This is a genomic window from Sphingobium salicis subsp. salicis, assembly GCF_049472635.1.
Classification (GTDB): Bacteria; Pseudomonadota; Alphaproteobacteria; order Sphingomonadales; family Sphingomonadaceae; genus Sphingobium; species Sphingobium yanoikuyae_A.
Genome location: NZ_JAYRCS010000001.1, coordinates 1681979 through 1698710, shown reverse-complemented (window position 1 = coordinate 1698710; position 16732 = coordinate 1681979). Strand labels below are relative to the sequence as shown.

At 65.6% G+C, this 16732-nt stretch carries 16 protein-coding genes; 8 read left to right on the top strand and 8 right to left on the bottom strand.

Features of this window, described 5'->3' with window-relative positions:
- Window positions 1-60: 60 nt before the first annotated feature.
- Window positions 61-864: a glutamate racemase gene (gene murI, locus VHN57_RS07990; RefSeq protein WP_278985238.1), complete on the bottom strand. Its 804-nt coding sequence runs from the start codon at window positions 862-864 to the stop codon at window positions 61-63.
- A 99-nt stretch (window positions 865-963) separates the two neighbouring features.
- Here murI and VHN57_RS07985 point away from each other — a divergent pair, with 99 nt between their 5' ends.
- From VHN57_RS07985 to dprA, 3 genes are all read left to right on the top strand, one after another.
- Entirely contained in the window at window positions 964-1506 is a 543-nt protein-coding gene (locus VHN57_RS07985; protein ID WP_048937137.1) for a sugar O-acetyltransferase, read from the top strand.
- Between the two features lie 168 nt (window positions 1507-1674).
- The gene (gene plsY / locus VHN57_RS07980; RefSeq protein ID WP_278985237.1) at window positions 1675-2289 is read left to right on the top strand and encodes a glycerol-3-phosphate 1-O-acyltransferase PlsY; all 615 of its coding nucleotides are present in this window, start codon (window positions 1675-1677) and stop codon (window positions 2287-2289) included.
- A complete protein-coding gene (dprA, locus tag VHN57_RS07975; protein ID WP_037519867.1) occupies window positions 2286-3368 on the top strand; it encodes a DNA-processing protein DprA in 1083 nt (360 codons plus the stop codon). Before plsY ends, dprA begins: the two co-directional genes overlap by 4 nt.
- Before the next feature lie 21 nt (window positions 3369-3389).
- On the opposite strand, the gene VHN57_RS07970 is transcribed toward dprA, so the two are convergent.
- Window positions 3390-4253 carry a DUF4253 domain-containing protein gene (locus tag VHN57_RS07970; protein ID WP_423283427.1) on the bottom strand — a complete coding sequence of 288 codons (864 nt, stop codon included), beginning with the start codon at window positions 4251-4253 and terminating at the stop codon, window positions 3390-3392.
- A 149-nt stretch (window positions 4254-4402) separates the two neighbouring features.
- On the opposite strand from VHN57_RS07970, the gene topA reads away from it, so the two are divergent.
- The 3 genes from topA to VHN57_RS07955 are packed head-to-tail and all read left to right on the top strand — an operon-like array spanning window position 4403 to window position 7686.
- Entirely contained in the window at window positions 4403-6991 is a 2589-nt protein-coding gene (gene topA, locus VHN57_RS07965) for a type I DNA topoisomerase (RefSeq protein ID WP_423283425.1), read from the top strand.
- Window positions 6988-7221, top strand: coding sequence for a hypothetical protein (locus VHN57_RS07960; RefSeq protein ID WP_423283423.1), 234 nt, complete (start codon window positions 6988-6990; stop codon window positions 7219-7221). The genes topA and VHN57_RS07960 overlap by 4 nt, the downstream gene beginning before the upstream one ends.
- 9 nt (window positions 7222-7230) lie before the next feature.
- Window positions 7231-7686 (top strand): hypothetical protein, encoded by a 456-nt coding sequence (locus VHN57_RS07955; RefSeq protein WP_278988019.1) that lies wholly within the window; start codon window positions 7231-7233, stop codon window positions 7684-7686.
- 57 nt (window positions 7687-7743) lie between these two features.
- Here the strand turns inward: VHN57_RS07955 and VHN57_RS07950 are convergent, their stop codons facing one another.
- The 4 genes from VHN57_RS07950 to lepB form a co-directional block, all read right to left on the bottom strand.
- Entirely contained in the window at window positions 7744-9243 is a 1500-nt protein-coding gene (locus VHN57_RS07950) for an ABC1 kinase family protein (protein WP_278988020.1), read from the bottom strand.
- A 53-nt stretch (window positions 9244-9296) separates the two neighbouring features.
- On the bottom strand, window positions 9297-10205 hold the full coding sequence (gene era, locus VHN57_RS07945; protein WP_010337900.1) for a GTPase Era: 909 nt from the start codon (window positions 10203-10205) through the stop codon (window positions 9297-9299).
- A 73-nt stretch (window positions 10206-10278) separates the two neighbouring features.
- On the bottom strand, window positions 10279-10959 hold the full coding sequence (gene rnc, locus VHN57_RS07940; protein ID WP_125985981.1) for a ribonuclease III: 681 nt from the start codon (window positions 10957-10959) through the stop codon (window positions 10279-10281).
- Window positions 10959-11783, bottom strand: coding sequence for a signal peptidase I (gene lepB / locus VHN57_RS07935; protein WP_125985982.1), 825 nt, complete (start codon window positions 11781-11783; stop codon window positions 10959-10961). Before lepB ends, rnc begins: the two co-directional genes overlap by 1 nt.
- 189 nt (window positions 11784-11972) lie before the next feature.
- On the opposite strand from lepB, the gene pgi reads away from it, so the two are divergent.
- Complete coding sequence (gene pgi / locus VHN57_RS07930) at window positions 11973-13472, top strand: glucose-6-phosphate isomerase (RefSeq protein ID WP_423283419.1); 1500 nt, start codon at window positions 11973-11975, stop codon at window positions 13470-13472.
- Window positions 13473-13620: 148 nt separating this feature from the next.
- Window positions 13621-14967: a glutathione-disulfide reductase gene (gor, locus tag VHN57_RS07925; RefSeq protein ID WP_010337904.1), complete on the top strand. Its 1347-nt coding sequence runs from the start codon at window positions 13621-13623 to the stop codon at window positions 14965-14967.
- Between the two features lie 94 nt (window positions 14968-15061).
- On the opposite strand, the gene VHN57_RS07920 is transcribed toward gor, so the two are convergent.
- A complete protein-coding gene (locus tag VHN57_RS07920; RefSeq protein ID WP_423283417.1) occupies window positions 15062-15775 on the bottom strand; it encodes a 2OG-Fe dioxygenase family protein in 714 nt (237 codons plus the stop codon).
- Between the two features lie 110 nt (window positions 15776-15885).
- Entirely contained in the window at window positions 15886-16671 is a 786-nt protein-coding gene (locus tag VHN57_RS07915; RefSeq protein WP_423283415.1) for an SDR family NAD(P)-dependent oxidoreductase, read from the bottom strand.
- Window positions 16672-16732: the final 61 nt, after the last annotated feature.

Here is a 16732-nt window from a genome sequence, read left to right as displayed (position 1 = left end):
AGATTCCCTATCAGTGTGATCGAAACGCTTTGCCATTGGACAAATGGCCTACCCCTGGGGTCAGAGCGCGTCGATGCGATCAAGGCCATAGCCGGCAAGCGCGTCACGCAGCGCCTCGACCTGGTCATCGACGCGGGTGAAGACGGCGATGCCGGGCGAGGGCGCATCCGGCCAGGGCTGTCCTTCGGTCAGGAAGGCGATGCGCCGGGCTATCCCTTCGCCGCCATGGACGAAGCCCATCGGATGCGGCGCGGCGGCGGCAAGTTCTTGTTCCACCAGCGGAAAATGGGTGCAGGCGAGGACGACCATGTCCATCCGATCGCCACCCGGCTGATCGAGAAGCCCCGCCAGAGCGTCGCGGGCGATGGCGGGATCGAGCGTTTCGCCGCGCAGCTTCGCCTCGGCCAGTTGCACCAGCGCGGCGCTGCCATGGCGCAGCACGGTGCAGTCGGCGCCATGTTCGGCGGCAAGTCGGTCGACATAGGGCTGGCGCACGGTGGCATTGGTGCCCAGCACGCCGAACACCCGGCTTTTGGACAATAGCGCCGCCGGCTTGATCGCCGGGACGGTGCCGACCACCGGAATGTCGAGCGCGGCGCGGACATGCGGCAGCGCGATGGTCGAGGCGGTGTTGCAGGCGATGACGGCGAGGCGCGGGCGATAGCGCTCCACCAGCCGGCCGAGCAGGGTGGGCACGCGCGCGGCGATCTCCGCCTCGCTCTTGGTGCCGTAAGGGAAGCCGGCGCTGTCGGCCGCATAGACGACCGGGGCGTTCGGCAAGGCGGCGCGGGCCGGGGCCAGGATGGACAGGCCCCCCACGCCGGAATCGAAGAAAAGGATGGGAGCGTCTGGTGCGACCGTCATGCGCGCCTGTGTCGCGACATGGGGCGTGAGTGTCAACGTCCGGTGCTTGCAAAGCGGGCCGGTCGCTGCCACCTCGCGGGCCGATCGAAGGAGAACAGGATGACCCAGCCCAGCATGAAGCAGAAGATGATCGCGGGTGAGCCCTATCATGCGAGCGACCCGGAAATCATCGCGGACCAGCTGGCCGCAGCGGCGTGGATGCAGCGTTTCAACGCGACCCTGCCGCCCGAGCGCGAGGCGCTGCTGCGCGAGCGGCTGGGCGCGCTGGGGGCGGGATCGACGATCCGGCCGCCCTTCCACTGCGACTATGGCTTCAACATCTTCCTGGGCGCGGGCGTGTTCCTGAACTTCAACTGCGTCATCCTGGACGTGGTGCCGGTGACGATCGGCGACGGCACGCAGATCGGCACCGGGGTGCAGATATTGACCGCCGACCATCCGCGCGATCCGGCCGAGCGCGCCACCGGCATCGAATGGGGCGTGCCGATCAATATCGGTCGCAATGTGTGGATCGGTGGTGGCGCGATCATCCTGCCCGGCGTGACGATCGGCGACGATGCGCTGATCGGTGCGGGCAGCGTGGTGACGCGCGACGTGCCGGCCGGTGCAACCGTGGTCGGCAATCCCGCGCGGGTGCGGTAAACCGATACTGCCCATTGCCCCGCGCGACTGTCACGCTATGGTCGCGCGCAACAATCAGAACAGGCCGGCCGATTGCATCGGCTGTCCTGTTCTGGTCTTTTGATGTACCGCGTTTTCCGAGCCAGCAGTTGTTCCACCTGCTTTGAAAACGCTTTATCGGCGAATTTCATGACACCTCCCTGGCTGCTTCCCGCTTCTGTCCTGGTGCTGGGCTATCTGCTCGGCTCGATCCCCTTTGGCCTGCTGCTGACGCGCTTCACTGGCGCTGGCGACCTGCGCCAGATCGGCTCGGGCAATATCGGCGCGACCAATGTGCTGCGCACCGGGCGCAAGGGGCTGGCGGCGGCGACCTTGCTGCTCGACCTGCTCAAGGGGGCGGCGGCGGTGCTGATCGGCGCGGCGCTGGTGGATGGTGGCGGGCCGATGGCGGGCGCTATGGCGTTCATCGGCCATTGCTACCCCGTCTGGCTGCGCTTTGCCGGCGGCAAGGGCGTGGCGACGATGATGGGTGTGGTGACGGCCATGTACTGGCCGGCCGGCATCGTCTTTGCGGTCGTGTGGCTAGGCGCGCTGTTCGGCACCAAATGGTCGTCGGTCGGCGGCATGTCGGCCGCGGTCAGCGCACCGATCGCCATGTTTGCCTTTGGCCGGATCGATCTGGTGCCGGTCAGCCTGGCGCTCGCGCTGATCGTGCTGTGGCGGCACCGCGCCAATATTGCCCGGCTGCTGAAGGGTGAGGAGCCCAAGGTCGGCAGTTCCAAGCAGAAAGCCGCCACCGAGTGAGCGGGCAGGAGCGGTTCGACCGTCTCCGCCTGATCCGATCCCCCCGGATCGGCCCCGTTAGCTACCGCCAGTTGCTCGCGCGCTTCGGCAGCGCGGCCGAGGCGCTGCGCGCCATTCCCATGCTTGCCGCGCGCGGTGGGGGCGAGGCGCGGGTGGCCGATGCTGCCGCGATCGAGCGGGAGATTTCCGCCACCCGTGCAGCCGGCGCCCGCTATCTGCTGATGGGGGATGCCGACTATCCCGCGCTGCTGGCCGAGATGGAGGGCGCGCCGCCGGCGCTGATCGTGCGCGGCGATGCCGCGATCACGGCGCGGCCCTGCATTGCCATGGTCGGCGCGCGCAACGCGTCGGCCGCCGCCTGCCGCTTTGCCCGGATATTGGCGCAGCAACTGGGCGATCGCGGTGCGGTGGTCGTGTCCGGCCTGGCCCGCGGCATCGATACCGAAGCGCATCGCGGGTCGATCGACAGCGGCACGATCGGCGTGATCGCGAGCGGCATCGACATCGGCTTCCCACCCGAAAATGCCGCCTTGCAGGAGGATGTGGCGCAGCGCGGCCTGCTGGTGACCGAGCATCCGCCCGGCACCCAGCCGCTCGCCCGGCATTTCCCGGCGCGCAACCGGATCATCGCCGGCCTCGCGCTGGGCACGGTCGTGGTGGAGGCGGCACCCAAGTCCGGATCGCTGATCACCGCAAGGCTGGCGACCGAGGCGGGGCGCGAGGTGATGGCGGTGCCGGGATCGCCGCTCGACCCGCGCGCTCAGGGCTGCAACCTGCTGATCCGCGAGGGTGCGACATTGGTGCAGAATGCTGACGACATTTTGGAGGCGGTCGGCGGGCTTGATCCCCGCATGGTGCGGCAGGGCAGTTTCGACTTTATCGGCCAGCCGGTGTCGAGCGATGTCGCCGATGCCGATCGCGCGGCAGTGATCGCGCTGCTGGGGCCGGTCGCGGTGGCGGTGGACGAGATCATCCGCCTGTCCGGCCTGTCGCCCGCTATCGTGCAGACGGTGCTGCTGGAACTGGAACTGGCGGGCGGGCTGGAACGGCAGGCGGGCGGACGGGTCAGCTTGCGGTAAACGATTACTCCCCGGATGTGATCAATCCCACCAGAAGAACCACCAATCGGAATCCATTAGACCAGCGGCCAATGGCGCCAGCGTTTCGGTGCCCTGATAGACGATATCTGCGCAATAGTAGAACTGATCGCGAGCAAGGTTGAGAGCCTCCGCCTTCGTGCTGGGTCGGCGGGATGCCCGCATATTGATGGTGTCGCCGTTTAGCCCGATCAACTCCGCGCCATAGCGGTGATGCCAGTATCGCAGGGCTGCGACATGGATTTCCGGAGACGGGCAGGCATTCCAGTTGCCCCATCGCAGATAGGCGGGGACTTCATAGGAATGGGGGGTAGGAATGATGAGGATGTGAACGCGTGGGAAAGCCTTGCCCGTCAACACATCGCTGGCGATGGTGAAGCCAGGCTGCGCATTGGATGTCGAACTCGGCCATGAACCTTCTGCAGGCATGGCATCCGCTTCCTCATCGTCCCCATATTCATCTTGCCAGAACTGCCTGAGCGCGGCCGGGACATTGACGCCGTCCGCCGCAACAATGATTTCGGCCGCTGTTTTGGGCAATGACGCAGAGGGGTGTGCCGATGGCGGGAGCATGGCCGGATCATCCAGGCTATATTGCTCCGCGATGCGATCCAGCGCTTCGTCATCGCCGATGATGACTGGCCAGCCTTGGCCGAGATCGTGGAGGCGTTTCCATTCGGAGAGCGCGTCACCCCCCGCAACGGTGACGCATTCATAGGGAAGGGCGGCGCGCAGTTTCTGCCGCATCTCTACCAGTTCCGTTGACGAACTATCCTGCGCGTCGCCGCCAAGCTGGCCGGTTGTCGCGCGCCCTTTCTGTGCCTTTCCGCCCAGGATCGCAGCCGCTCCGGCAATGAGCGCTGCCAAAAAATTCCGCCTCATCATTCGTGGCTCCGCTAGGAACGAAAATGTCATGGGGGTGATTCGTTGACGGAGCCAGTCGTCAGATTGGCTTGACGCGCTACGTGTTTGCTCCCCACCTTACACACACACGCGTAAGCAGCTACTGGACCCACATGCAACTTGTCATTGTCGAATCGCCGGCCAAGGCGAAGACCATCGAGAAATATCTGGGCGGGGATTTCCATGTCCTGGCCAGCTACGGCCATATCCGCGACCTGCCGCCCAAGGACGGATCGGTAGACCCGGACAATGGCTTTGCCATGTCGTGGGAGAATTATGGCGACAAGGGCAAGCAGCTCAAGGCCATCGCCGACGAAGCGAAGAAGGCCACGCGATTGATCTTGGCGACTGACCCTGATCGCGAAGGGGAAGCGATCAGCTGGCATGTGCAGGAAGTGTTGCGCGCCAAGAAGGCGCTGCCGCAGACGGTCGACCGGGTGACGTTCAACGCCATCACCAAGGCGGCGGTGCTGGACGCGATGGCCAAGCCGCGCGCGCTGGACGAGGATCTGATCGACGCCTATCGCGCGCGCCGGGCGCTCGACTATCTGGTGGGCTTCACCCTGTCGCCGGTGCTATGGCGCAAGCTGCCCGGCGCCAAGTCGGCTGGCCGCGTCCAGTCGGTCGCGCTGCGTCTGGTGGTGGAGCGCGAGCGCGAGATCGAAAGCTTCAGCCCCCAAGAATATTGGTCGATCGCGGCCGAGATGGAGCAGGGCGGGCAGGGCTTCACCGCGCGCCTGGTCCGCTGGAAGGGCGAGAAGATCGACCGCCTGACCATCGGCAAGGAAGGCGACGCCATGGCCGCCAAGGCGGACGTGGAGGCCGGCCGCTTCACCGTCGACAAGGTCGAGACCAAGCCGCTCACCCGCAATCCGCCGCCGCCCTTCACCACCTCGACCCTGCAGCAGGAAGCCGCACGCAAGCTGGGCTTTTCGGCCAGCCACACGATGCGGATCGCGCAGCAGCTCTACGAGGATGGCGCGATCACCTATATGCGTACCGACGGCGTGCAGATGGACGGCAGCGCCATCTCGGCCGCGCGCAAGGCGATCGCGGAACGCTATGACGGCGGCTATCTGCCCGAAAAGCCACGCCAATATCAGACCAAGGCCAAGAATGCGCAGGAAGCGCACGAGGCCATCCGCCCGACCGAATTCCATCGCGACAAGGTCGGCGGCGGCGATCATGCGCGCCTCTACGACCTGATCTTCAAGCGCGCGCTGGCGAGCCAGATGGCCTCGGCCCGGCTGGAGCGCACCACCATCGACATGGTGGACGGCAGCGGCAGCCACACGCTGCGCGCCACCGGCCAGGTGGTGATCTTCCCCGGTTTCCTCGCCCTTTACGAAGAAGGTCGCGACGACGCCGAGGATGACGACAGCAAGCTGCTGCCGCGCCTGAGCGAAGGCGATGCGCCGGCCAAGAAGGAGGTGAGCGCCGAACAGCATTTCACCCAGCCGCCGCCGCGCTTTTCGGAAGCGTCGCTGGTCAAGAAATTGGAAGAGCTGGGCATCGGTCGCCCGTCGACCTATGCCTCGACGCTGCAGGTTCTGAAGGACCGCGACTATGTCCGCGTCGAGAAGAACCGCTTCTTTGCCGAGGAGAGCGGGCGTCTGGTGACGGCCTTCCTGGAGCGCTTCTTCGAACGCTATGTTTCCTATGACTTCACCGCGGGTCTTGAGGACGAGCTGGACGAGATTTCCGGCGGCCGCGCCCAGTGGCAGGAAGTGCTCGAAGCCTTCTGGAAGGACTTCAAGCCCAAGACCGCCGAGATCATGGAGCAGAAGCCGTCCGACATCACGGCGGAGCTGGACAAGTTCCTGGAGCCGATGCTGTTCCCGCCCAAGGCGGACGGCAGCAATCCGCGCGCCTGCCCGCTCTGCGCCGATGGCCAGCTGTCGCTGCGCGGTGGCCGCTTCGGTGCGTTCATCGCCTGCTCCAACTATCCCGAGTGCAAATATACCCGCAAGTTCGGCCAGCCCGGCGGCAGCGATGGCGCCGATACCGGCCCCGAAATCCTGGGCCAGCACCCCGAAACCGGGCAGGACATCGTCAAGAAGTCCGGCCGTTTCGGCCCTTATATCGAAATGGGCGAGGGCAAGGAAGCCAAGCGCGGATCGATCCCCAAGGATCTGCCCGATGGTGAGATGACGCTCGATTGGGCGATCAAGCTGCTGAGCTTGCCGCGCGAGGTCGGCCTGCACCCGGAAACCGGGCTGCCGATCGTTGCCAATATCGGCCGCTTCGGTCCCTATCTGCTGCATGACGGCAAATATGGCCGCCTGTCCTCGACCGCCGAGATTTTCGAGGTGGGCATGAACATGGCCGTCGCCAAGCTCGCCGATGCGGCGAACAAGGGCGGGCGTGGCGGATCGTCGCGCGAGCCCTTGAAGGTGCTGGGCAAGCATCCGCGCACCGAAGCGGAGATCAAGCTGATGGCGGGCCGCTATGGCCCCTATGTCACCGACGGCACCACCAACGCGACCCTGCCCAAGACGATCGAGCAGGATGCGCTGACCCTGGAGGAAGCGGCCCAGCTGATCGACGCGCGCGCAGCGGCGGCCCCGGCCAAGAAGGGCAAGAAGGCGCCGGCGAAGAAGGCGGCCGCCAAGAAGCCGGCGGCAAAGAAGGAAGCGGGCGAGAAGAAGCCCGCCGCCAAGAAGGCCCCGGCCAAGAAGAAGGCGGAGACCGCCAAGGCATGATCGGCGCCATGGCGGCGCGGGCCTGCGCCATCGTCGCCCTGCTTCTGTCGGCGGCCAGCCCCGCGCTGGCCGCCGAACCGGATGTCGTGCGCTTTCAGGTCGGCGACCAGGAACTGCACTGGACCGTGCCGGAGGGCTATTGCCCGCCCAAGGGGCAGATGGCGTCGCTGGCGCAGATGATGGCGACCATGGACACGCAGAATGTCACGGTCCTGACCCTCTTTGCCTGAGAGGCGACGTTGACGAAGCTGGATCGCTATATCCTTGTCAAGGCGCCGGTCGCGGCACTGATGGCGACGCTGGAGCGGGACCAGTTCCTGAAGCTAATGGAAGCGGAGTTCGACACGCCGGCGTTCAAGGCGTTTCTGGACAAGGACGATACCAATGTGGCCATCGACAAGGGGATGGAGACGCTGTTCGGCGCCAAGACCCAGACCAGCGGCAAGGTGGTGCCGATGGGAATGGACGATAGCTGCGCCATCATCGGCGGATCGATGACGATGCAGACCCAGCAGACGCAGCAGACGCAGGTGGCGATCGGCGTTGGCGGCTGTCTGACGACGGCGGCGGGCAAGGCGATCCTCGTCGCGACCTATGAAGGCTATGACGGGCCGGACACGGTCCGCACGCTGGTGCAGCGGTCGCGGGACTTTGGCTTGTCGATAATCGCCGAGAATGAAGCGTCGACGAACTGATCGGCTGACCAGTTTATCGCCGGCTTCGTTGCTGCGCGGACCGGAACAGGTGACAGCCTAGCCGAAATAGTGGGCGGCAGCGATCAGGGCGCCGGCAGCCAGGACGGCGGCGGCGATCCATTTGCTTCCTTGGTCCGATGGGGACGGGGTGGCGGGCGTCGTGTCTGCTTCCAGTCGGCGCGTCAGCGCGCGCAGCAGGCGGGGGGCGTCGTCGGCGATGCGCGAGAGTTCGAGCAGCAGCGCGACGGTCTTTTCCGGGGCATGGGCTGCCGCGACCTGGTTCATCACCAGCCGACCGCGGGCCTTCTGCAGGGCCTGCGACAGGTCGAAGCCGGGCCGGATCGCGCCCAGAACCCCGTCCATGGTGATCAGCGCCTTGAAGATGAGGGCGAGGTCGGGCGGCAGCACCAGCCCCTCCTTGCGCAGCAGCGGAAAGAAGTCGGCGACCATGCGGGTGAGGACCAGCGGGCCGCTGCCATGGCGCGCGACCAGTTGCTCGGCGGCGTCCAGCACCCGGCCGGGATCGGGCGCGCTGGCCTTTGACCAGGCAATCAGCGTGTCGGCCAGGGTACGCGCGTCGCCGGAGCGCAGCGAGAGGATGAAGGACAGGAATTCCTGCCGCCGCCGCGCGCTGACATGGCCGATCAGGCCAAGGTCGAGCAAGGCGAGCCGGTCGCCGGGCAGGCAGAGCAGGTTGCCGGGATGGGGATCGCCATGGAAACGGCCATGGACCAGCACCATGTCGAGCACCAGCGCGGCACCGAGGTCGGCGATCGCGGCCGGATCGATGCCGGCGGCGCGCAGGCTTTCGCCGTCGCGCGGCGGCACCCCGTCGATATAGTCCATCATCAGCACGGTTTCCGCGCAATAGGTCCAGTGGATCGCCGGGATGACCACGGCCGGGTTGTCGCCCAGGTCTTCGCGCAGCCGGTCGGCATTGCGACCTTCCTGGGTGAAATCCAGTTCCTCCAGCACGGTGTCGAGCAATTGCTGCACCAGTGCCTGCGGCTGGAAACGGCGCTCCTCGCGGCTGCTGGCCTCGACGATGCCGGCCAGATGGGTGATGAGGCGCAGGTCCGCCTCCATCGCCTTGCGGATGCCCGGCCGGCGGATCTTGACCACCACCTCCTGCCCGTCGGTCAGCGTGGCGCGATGGACCTGTGCCATGGAGGCGGCTGCGAGCGGGGCCGTATCGAAGCGGGCAAAGGCGGTCTCGACCGGTTCGCCCAGCACCGCTTCGAGGCGCGGGCGAAGCTGGTCGAAGGGCAAGGTGGGCGCGTCGCTGTGCAGCTTGCCGAATTCGGCGATCCACGCTTCGGGCAGCAGATCCTGCCGCGTGGCGAGGATCTGGCCGAGCTTCACATAGGTCGGGCCGAGCGCCTCCATCGCCTGCCGGGTGCGGCGGGGCAGGTCGGGCGGATCGGCGGCGGCGCTGTCATCGCCTTTCGCCAGTCCCAGCCGGGCGAGCAGCATGTCGAGGCCGAAGCGGGTCGCGACGCTGGTAATCTCGGCCAGTCGTGCGCGATCCCGCGTGGCCACCATGATGGTCTTGAGCATGATGGCTCAACGACCAGGGTGGCGATTATGTTTCGCTTGTGCAGCGAAGTGGATCAGTCGACCCAGTCGAGGCCGATGTCGCGATAGATGAAGCGGTCTTCTTCCCAGTCTTCCTTCACCTTGACGTGGAGGTAGAGATGGACCTTGACGCCCAGGAGGTTGGCCAGCTCGGCACGCGCCTTGGACCCGATTTCCTTGAGGCGCTGGCCACCCTTGCCCAGCACGATCGCGCGCTGGCTGGAGCGGCCGACCAGGATCTGCTGGTGAATTTCGACCGAACCGTCGTCGCGCTCCTTATACTGCTCGGTATCGACCGCGGCGGCATAGGGCAGTTCGGCGTGGAGCTGGTGATAAAGCTGCTCGCGGGTGATTTCGGCCGCGAGCATGCGGTCGGTCGCGTCCGACACCTGATCCTCGGGGAAATGCCAGGGGCCTTCGGGCATGGCGTTCGCAAAGGCGGTCTTGAGTTCGGGCAGGCCGTCGCCAGTCGCGGCGGAAACGAAGAAGGTCTCCTCGAATTCCAGCTCCTCATAGAGGCGCTGGGTATGGACCAGCAGCTTCTCCTTGACCGCGATGTCGACCTTGTTGAGCACCAGCCATTTGCGTTCCGGCCGGGCTTTCAGCGCAGCGATGATCGGCTCCATCTTGGTGCCAAGGCCCGCCTTGCCATCGACCAGCAGGACGATCAGGTCGGCGCCCTGCGCGCCGCCCCAGGCGGCCTGCACCATCGCGCGATCGAGGCGGCGCCGCGGCGCGAAAATGCCGGGCGTGTCGACCAGCACCATCTGCGCGTCGCCCTCGATCGCGACGCCCATGACGCGGGTGCGCGTGGTCTGCGCCTTGGGGCTGGTGATCGCCACCTTCTGCCCGACAAGTGCATTGACCAGCGTCGACTTGCCGGCATTGGGGGCGCCGACGATGGCGATGACGCCACAGCGCTGATTTTCAAACTCGATGGTCAATCACATGCTCCGTTCGCTCCACGCCAATGCGCGGAGACGTCTTCCTAAACCAAAATGAATGTTGGGGACAGGCTTAGCCCGCCAATTGCTCCAGCAGGGCTTTCGCGGCAGCGGTTTCGGCTTCCTGCTTGGAGCCGCCGGTAGCGCTCGCCTCGCCCGCGCCCTTGATCGAGACGGTGACGGTGAAGCGCAGCGCATGATGCGGTCCCGACCGGTCCGTCATCACATATTCGGGCGGCTTGCGCTTGTTCGACGCGGCCCATTCCTGCAGCGCCGACTTGGGGTGGCGCGGCGCGGCGGTCTGGGTATCGACCCGGTCGCCCCACAGGCGGTGGACGAGCGTGCGCGCCTCGTCCAGTCCGGCCTCCAGATAGAGGGCGCCGATCAGCGCCTCCATCACGTCGCCCAGCACATTGTCGCTGTCGGCGGCGCCATCGTCGCGGGCCTGCTTGCCCAGCACCAGATGGGTGGGCACTCCGGCGGCGCGCGCGACCTGCGCGCAGGTTTCGCCCGAGACCAGCGCGTTGAACCGGCGCGACAGCTTGCCTTCCGGTTCGGCCGGGAAGCGGGCATAGAGCCATTCGGCGATCAGCAGCCCCAGGATGCGGTCGCCCAGAAATTCCAGCCGCTCGTAATTTTCCGCCTTGGCGCTGCCATGGGTCAGCGCCTGTTCGAAGGCGGCCGGGTTGATCGGCGCGCGGCCGATCAGTGCGATCAGCCAGGCTGCGGTATCAGGCCTGTGCGAAGCCACCATCAAAAGCCTTCCCCGATCCGGCTCCAGCGCGCGGCGGTGAACCAGGTCCAGGGCAGCAGCCAGTTGGCGCTGCCGTCGGTCGAGAAGACCGAAACAAGTGCCTTGCCGACCAGATTTTCCTCGGGGACGAGGCCGATGCCGCCGCCTTCGACCGCCGGGAAGCGGCTGTCGGCGCTGCGATCGCGATTGTCGCCCATCATGAAGAGATGGCCTTGCGGCACCAGCACGGTGTCACGGTCGTCGGCGGCGCCATCGGGCACCAGGTCGAGGACGTTATAGCTCTTACCGCCCGGAAGCGTCTCACGATATTGCGGATAGCGGCACTGCTTGCCACCGCCCGGCGCGGCCTGTTCGAATTCGGGGCGATAGCAGGGGGAGGGACTGCCTTCCTTCTGCGCGGCATCTTCCATGTTGGGCGTCACCGGAATGACGAGGTCGGCGACCTTCTGCTTCGGGATCGCCTGGCCATTCAGATAGACGGTGCCGCCGCGGACCGAGATCATGTCGCCCGGCAAGCCGATCACCCGCTTGATATAGTCGTTCTTCTGGCTCGGCGGCGCCTTGAACACCACCACGTCGCCGCGCTGCGGCGTCGAGGCGAAGATGCGGCCGGGGATCAGCGGCACCGAAAAGGGCAGCGAATAGCGCGAATAGCCATAGGGCCATTTGGCGACCAGCAGATAGTCGCCGATCAGCAGGCGCGGCTGCATCGATTCCGAGGGGATGTTGAAGGGCGAGACGATGAAGCTGCGCAGGACGAAGACGAACACCGCCAGCTTGGCGAGGAACCAGATGAAGTCCCGCGTTTCCGATTTTGCGCTCATGTCTGTCTTATAATCCTTCAAGATCGTGCCGCATGGCAGCGTGTGAGTGCGGCCTGTCGCGGCTTTTGCGGGGTCGCCCGCGCCGCGTCAAGCGCGTGGACGATGCAATGCGTGCCGCTTTTGGATAAGGAGAGGAAGAATCGACCGGTGCAGCGTCGATATCGACCAACGACCAAGAGGATCTCCCGCATGTCCAGTCCCGCACTGGCGGCCCTTGCCGCCCTGCCTCAAGCTGAACTCAAGACCATCTTCGAGAGTGATCCCGACCGCCTGTCCAAGCTGGTGCTGAGCCACGGGCCGCTGCGCTTCGACTGGTCCAAGAGCCACCTGACCGACGATCTGGTCGACGGCTTCCTGAAGCTGGCGCAGGAACAGGATTTCACCGGCCGGCGCGAGGCGCTGTTTGCAGGCGAGGCGGTCAACAATACCGAAGGCCGCGCCGCCGAACACACCGCGCAGCGCGGCGTCGGCAATGCCGACAGCGTGGCGCTGGCCAAGGCGCTGCACAATCGCACCCGCGCGCTGATCGACGCGATCGAGGCGGAAGCGCTCGGCCCGATCCGCCACATCCTGCATATCGGCATCGGCGGCTCGGCGCTTGGCCCCGACCTGATCGTCGATGCGCTGGGCGGCGACGGCATGCGTTACGATGTCGCGATCGTCTCCAATGTCGACGGCACGGCGCTCGAAAAGGCGATGGATGCGTTCGACCCCGACGCCACGCTGATCGCGATCGCCTCCAAGACCTTCACCACCAGCGAAACCATGCTGAACGCGGCGAGCGCGATCAACTGGATGGTCGAGGCGGGCGTCGAGGATCCCTATGGCAAGGTGATCGCGCTAACCGCCGCGCCGGAAAAGGCAATGGAATGGGGCGTCGACGAGACCCGCATCCTGCCCTTCCCTGAAAGCGTCGGCGGCCGTTATTCGCTCTGGTCGTCGATCGGCTTCCCCGCCGCGCTGGCGCTGGGCTGGGACGCGTTCGAAAGCCTGCTGGAGGGTGCAGCGGCGATGGACCGCCATTTCCAGCTCACCGATCCGCGCGAGAATATCCCGTTGATCGCCGCTTTCGTCGATCAATATTATGCCCGCGTGCGGGGCTGCGAGACCCGCGCGCTGTTCGCCTATGACGAGCGGCTAGCGCTGCTGCCCTCCTATCTCCAGCAACTGGAGATGGAGAGCAATGGCAAGTCGGTGAAGCTGGACGGCTCGCCGGTCGATGGGCCGACCGCGCCGATCACCTGGGGCGGCGTGGGCACCGATGCGCAGCATGCGGTGTTCCAGCTGCTGCACCAGGGCACGATCCTGACCCCGGTCGAATTCATCGCCTCGATCGAACCGGGCAATGCGCTCGACCCGGCGCATCATCGCGCACTGCTGGTCAACTGCTTCGCCCAGGGGGCGGCGCTGATGCGCGGCAAGGACAATGAAGATCCGGCCCGTGCCTATGCCGGCAACCGCCCGTCGACCACCATCCTGATGGACGACGTGAACCCGGAGGCGCTGGGCGCGCTGATCGCCTTCTACGAGCATCGCACCTTCGCCAATGCCGTGCTGATGGGGATCAATCCCTATGACCAGTTCGGCGTCGAACTGGGCAAAGAGATCGCCAAGTCGATCGAGGCCAATGGCCCGACCGGTTTCGACCCCTCGACCATGGCGCTGATCGAGATCGCTTTGGGCGAATAAGGCAATGACGACCGTTCGTTTCGGGCGACGTCGGAAAATGCTTCTCGACAGGCTCGAAGCGAACGGAAGTTGCAAAAATTCCCATTTGTAACTGTGCGGTCCAGCCGCCATATCCGCCGCCAAGATAGTGCGCCGAGCGGAGACTGGCATGAGCGATTATGATTTCGACCTTTTCGTCATCGGCGCGGGATCGGGTGGGGTGCGCGCGTCGCGCGTTGCCGCCGCGCATGGCGCCAAGGTCGCGGTGGCCGAGGAATTTCGCGTCGGCGGCACCTGCGTCATCCGCGGCTGCGTGCCCAAGAAGCTGCTCATCTATGGCGCGCATTTCGCCGAGGATCTGAAGGACGCCCGCCGCTTCGGCTGGAATGTGCCGGACTGCGGCTTTGAATGGGCGACGCTGCGCGACAATGTGCTGGCCGATGTCGACCGGCTCGAAGGGCTCTACACCAATACGCTCAACAGCCATAAGGTCGAGCTGATCGCCGAACGGGTGACGGTGACCGGGCCGCATAGCGTGAAGCTCGCCAGCGGACGCGAGGTGACGGCCAAGGTCATCCTGGTCGCGACCGGCGCCTGGCCGCTGATCCCTGAGGTGGAGGGCGCCGAACATGGCATCACCTCCAACGAGGTGTTCCATCTGGACGAATGCCCCAAGCGCATCGTCATCGTCGGCGGCGGCTATATCGCCAATGAATTTGCCGGCATCTTCCACCAGTTCGGCAGCCATGTGACGATGGTCAACCGCGGTGGCACGCTGCTGCGCGGCTATGACGAACAGATCCGCGACCGCCTGCTCCAGATTTCGACGATGAAGGGAATTAATTTCCGCTTCAACGCGCAGATGGAGAAGATCGAGAAGAAGGAGGATGGCACCTTGTGCGTCCACTTCAAGAATGGCGATCCGGTCGCGGCCGACATCGTGCTGTTCGCCACCGGCCGCCGCCCGCACACTGACGGGCTGGGGCTGGAGAATGCCGGCGTCGAGATCGACGACAAGGGCGCGATCAAGGTCGACGAATATAGCCGCACCAGCTGCGAGAGCATTTATGCGGTGGGCGACGTCACCGATCGGCTGCAACTGACCCCGGTGGCGATCCGCGAGGGTCATGCCTTTGCCGACACCGTGTTCGGCAACAACCCGCGCACTGTCGACTATAGCTGTGTGCCCTCGGCCGTGTTCAGCCATCCGCCGCTGGCCGGCGTCGGCCTGACCGAAGCGCAGGCCAAGAATAAATATGGCACCGTGAAGGTCTATACCTCCGACTTCCGGCCGATGAAGAATGTGCTGGCCGGGCGCGACGAGCGGGCGCTCTACAAGATGGTCGTGGATGCGACCACCAACAAGGTGGTGGGCCTGCACATGATCGGCCCGGATGCGCCGGAAATCCTGCAGGCGGCGGCGGTCGCGGTGAAGGCAGGCCTCACCAAGCAGGATTTCGACGATACCGTGGCGCTGCACCCCAGCATGGCCGAAGAGCTGGTGTTGCTGAAGTAAAGGCGGAGAACCAAAAATCCGTTCGCTTCGAGCGTGTCGAGAAGCGCAGAGCGCTGCGCTTGCCGTTTCTCGACTTCGCTCGAAACGAACGGGCTTAGTTGTTGGCTACAAAGGTAATCACCAGCGCATCGCGCCAGGCGGGCTGGGCGGGATCGACGGCGTGGATTTCGGTTACGCCGTGGAAGATGCGATGATCGTCGATCAGCATGGCGTCGCCGGGTTGCGCCAGGGTGAATTCGCCCATCGGCGTGCCGTCGGCGGCACCGATGCGGGTGATGCCTTCGCGCACATTGCGGCGCTCGACCAGCATCACGAAGACCCGGTCGACGCCGTCGCGGTGCATGCCTTCGGGCGTGGGACGGCCAAGCTCGCCCGCCTTCGCCTCGATCCGGAATTGGTGCATCTCGACATGCCAGTCGCCCGATGACGCCGGATCGAAATGGCTGGCGCAAAAGGCGAGCAGCGCCTGCGTCACCGGCAGCGCGATCGTGGCGTCTTCGACGGGATCGAACCAGCGCTGCACGTCGCCGTTCAGCGGGTTATAGTCGCGGCTCTGATAATGGGGCTGGTGCGGCTGGCGGCTGAACTGCCCGGCGGCGCAGTGGAAGGTGGCGTGGCGGCGGCGGCGATAACGGCCGCCATCGGCCATGAAGAGGTCGGGGCCAAGATCGTCCCAGCTGCGGGCAAAGGGCGCCCAGTCGGCCGCGCCGATATCCAGCTGGCGCAGCAGGTCGGCGCCGGCCAGGCGGGCATAGCCATCCTGTTCCAGCGCCTGGTCGATGGTGGGCAGGCAGTCCGTATCGCTCATTTCCATCCTCATAGACAGGGGAGGAAACGAGCGACAGGGCCAGTTACCACAAGCAGGATTGTGATGGAGGCGCGCGCCAACCACCGCTTTGCGGAGGTTGGCGCTGGGCGTCAGTAGATCGTCGGCACCATGCCGCCTTCGACCTTGACCGCGGCGCCGTTGGTGGCGGCGGCCAGCGGGCTGGCGAGATAGGCGGTCATCGCGCCGACTTCATCGGCTTCGATCAGCCGCTTGATCAGCGAGAGCGGGCGCAGCTTGGTGAAGAATTCGGCCTCGCGCTCGGCTTCGGACGCGTCCTTGTTCTCGACCACCGAGCGGATGAACTCGACAATGCCTTCCGAGCGGGTCGGGCCGGGCAGTACCGAATTGACGGTGACGCCGGTGCCGCGCGTATGTTCGGCCAAACCGCGCGAAATGGCGAGCTGAGCCGACTTGGTCATGCCATAATGGATCATCTCGGCGGGCGGCAGCAGGCCGCTTTCGCTGGCGATGAACAGGATGCGGCCCCAGTTCTTGGCCAGCATCTTCGGGAAATAATGGCGGGCAAGGCGGGCGCCGCTCACCACATTGACCTCGAACAGATGGTGCCAGTCCGCGTCCGTGATGTCGGTAAAATCCTTGGCCTCATAGATGCCGAGATTATTGACGAGGATGTCGATGTCCGGGACGGCGGCGATCAGCGCGTCGGCGCCCGCTGCGGTGGCGGGATCGGCCAGCACCGGGCGGATGGCGCCGGCCTGCGAAAGCTCGGCGGCGGCAGCGTCCAGCTTGGCCTGGTTGCGGCCGGTGATGACGACCTCGACCCCTTCCTGCGCCAGGCGCTTGGCGATGGCGAAGCCGATGCCGGCGGTCGATCCGGTGACGAGGGCAGTCTTCCCCGAAAGCTGAAGATCCATGGTGCATTCCTCTGAAAAGTGACAGCGACGTTGACACCAAGATAGACTATTTATCATTGGT

Excerpts from the sequence above, each read along its gene's own strand:
- murI (WP_278985238.1), bottom strand. The coding sequence starts at position 864 with ATGACGGTCGCACCAGACGCTCCCATCCTTTTCTTCGATTCCGGCGTG.
- VHN57_RS07985 (WP_048937137.1), top strand. The coding sequence starts at position 964 with ATGACCCAGCCCAGCATGAAGCAGAAGATGATCGCGGGTGAGCCCTAT.
- plsY (WP_278985237.1), top strand. The coding sequence starts at position 1,675 with ATGACACCTCCCTGGCTGCTTCCCGCTTCTGTCCTGGTGCTGGGCTAT.
- topA (WP_423283425.1), top strand. The coding sequence starts at position 4,403 with ATGCAACTTGTCATTGTCGAATCGCCGGCCAAGGCGAAGACCATCGAG.
- VHN57_RS07960 (WP_423283423.1), top strand. The coding sequence starts at position 6,988 with ATGATCGGCGCCATGGCGGCGCGGGCCTGCGCCATCGTCGCCCTGCTT.
- VHN57_RS07950 (WP_278988020.1), bottom strand. The coding sequence starts at position 9,243 with ATGCTCAAGACCATCATGGTGGCCACGCGGGATCGCGCACGACTGGCC.
- rnc (WP_125985981.1), bottom strand. The coding sequence starts at position 10,959 with ATGGTGGCTTCGCACAGGCCTGATACCGCAGCCTGGCTGATCGCACTG.
- lepB (WP_125985982.1), bottom strand. The coding sequence starts at position 11,783 with ATGAGCGCAAAATCGGAAACGCGGGACTTCATCTGGTTCCTCGCCAAG.
- pgi (WP_423283419.1), top strand. The coding sequence starts at position 11,973 with ATGTCCAGTCCCGCACTGGCGGCCCTTGCCGCCCTGCCTCAAGCTGAA.
- gor (WP_010337904.1), top strand. The coding sequence starts at position 13,621 with ATGAGCGATTATGATTTCGACCTTTTCGTCATCGGCGCGGGATCGGGT.
- VHN57_RS07920 (WP_423283417.1), bottom strand. The coding sequence starts at position 15,775 with ATGAGCGATACGGACTGCCTGCCCACCATCGACCAGGCGCTGGAACAG.
- VHN57_RS07915 (WP_423283415.1), bottom strand. The coding sequence starts at position 16,671 with ATGGATCTTCAGCTTTCGGGGAAGACTGCCCTCGTCACCGGATCGACC.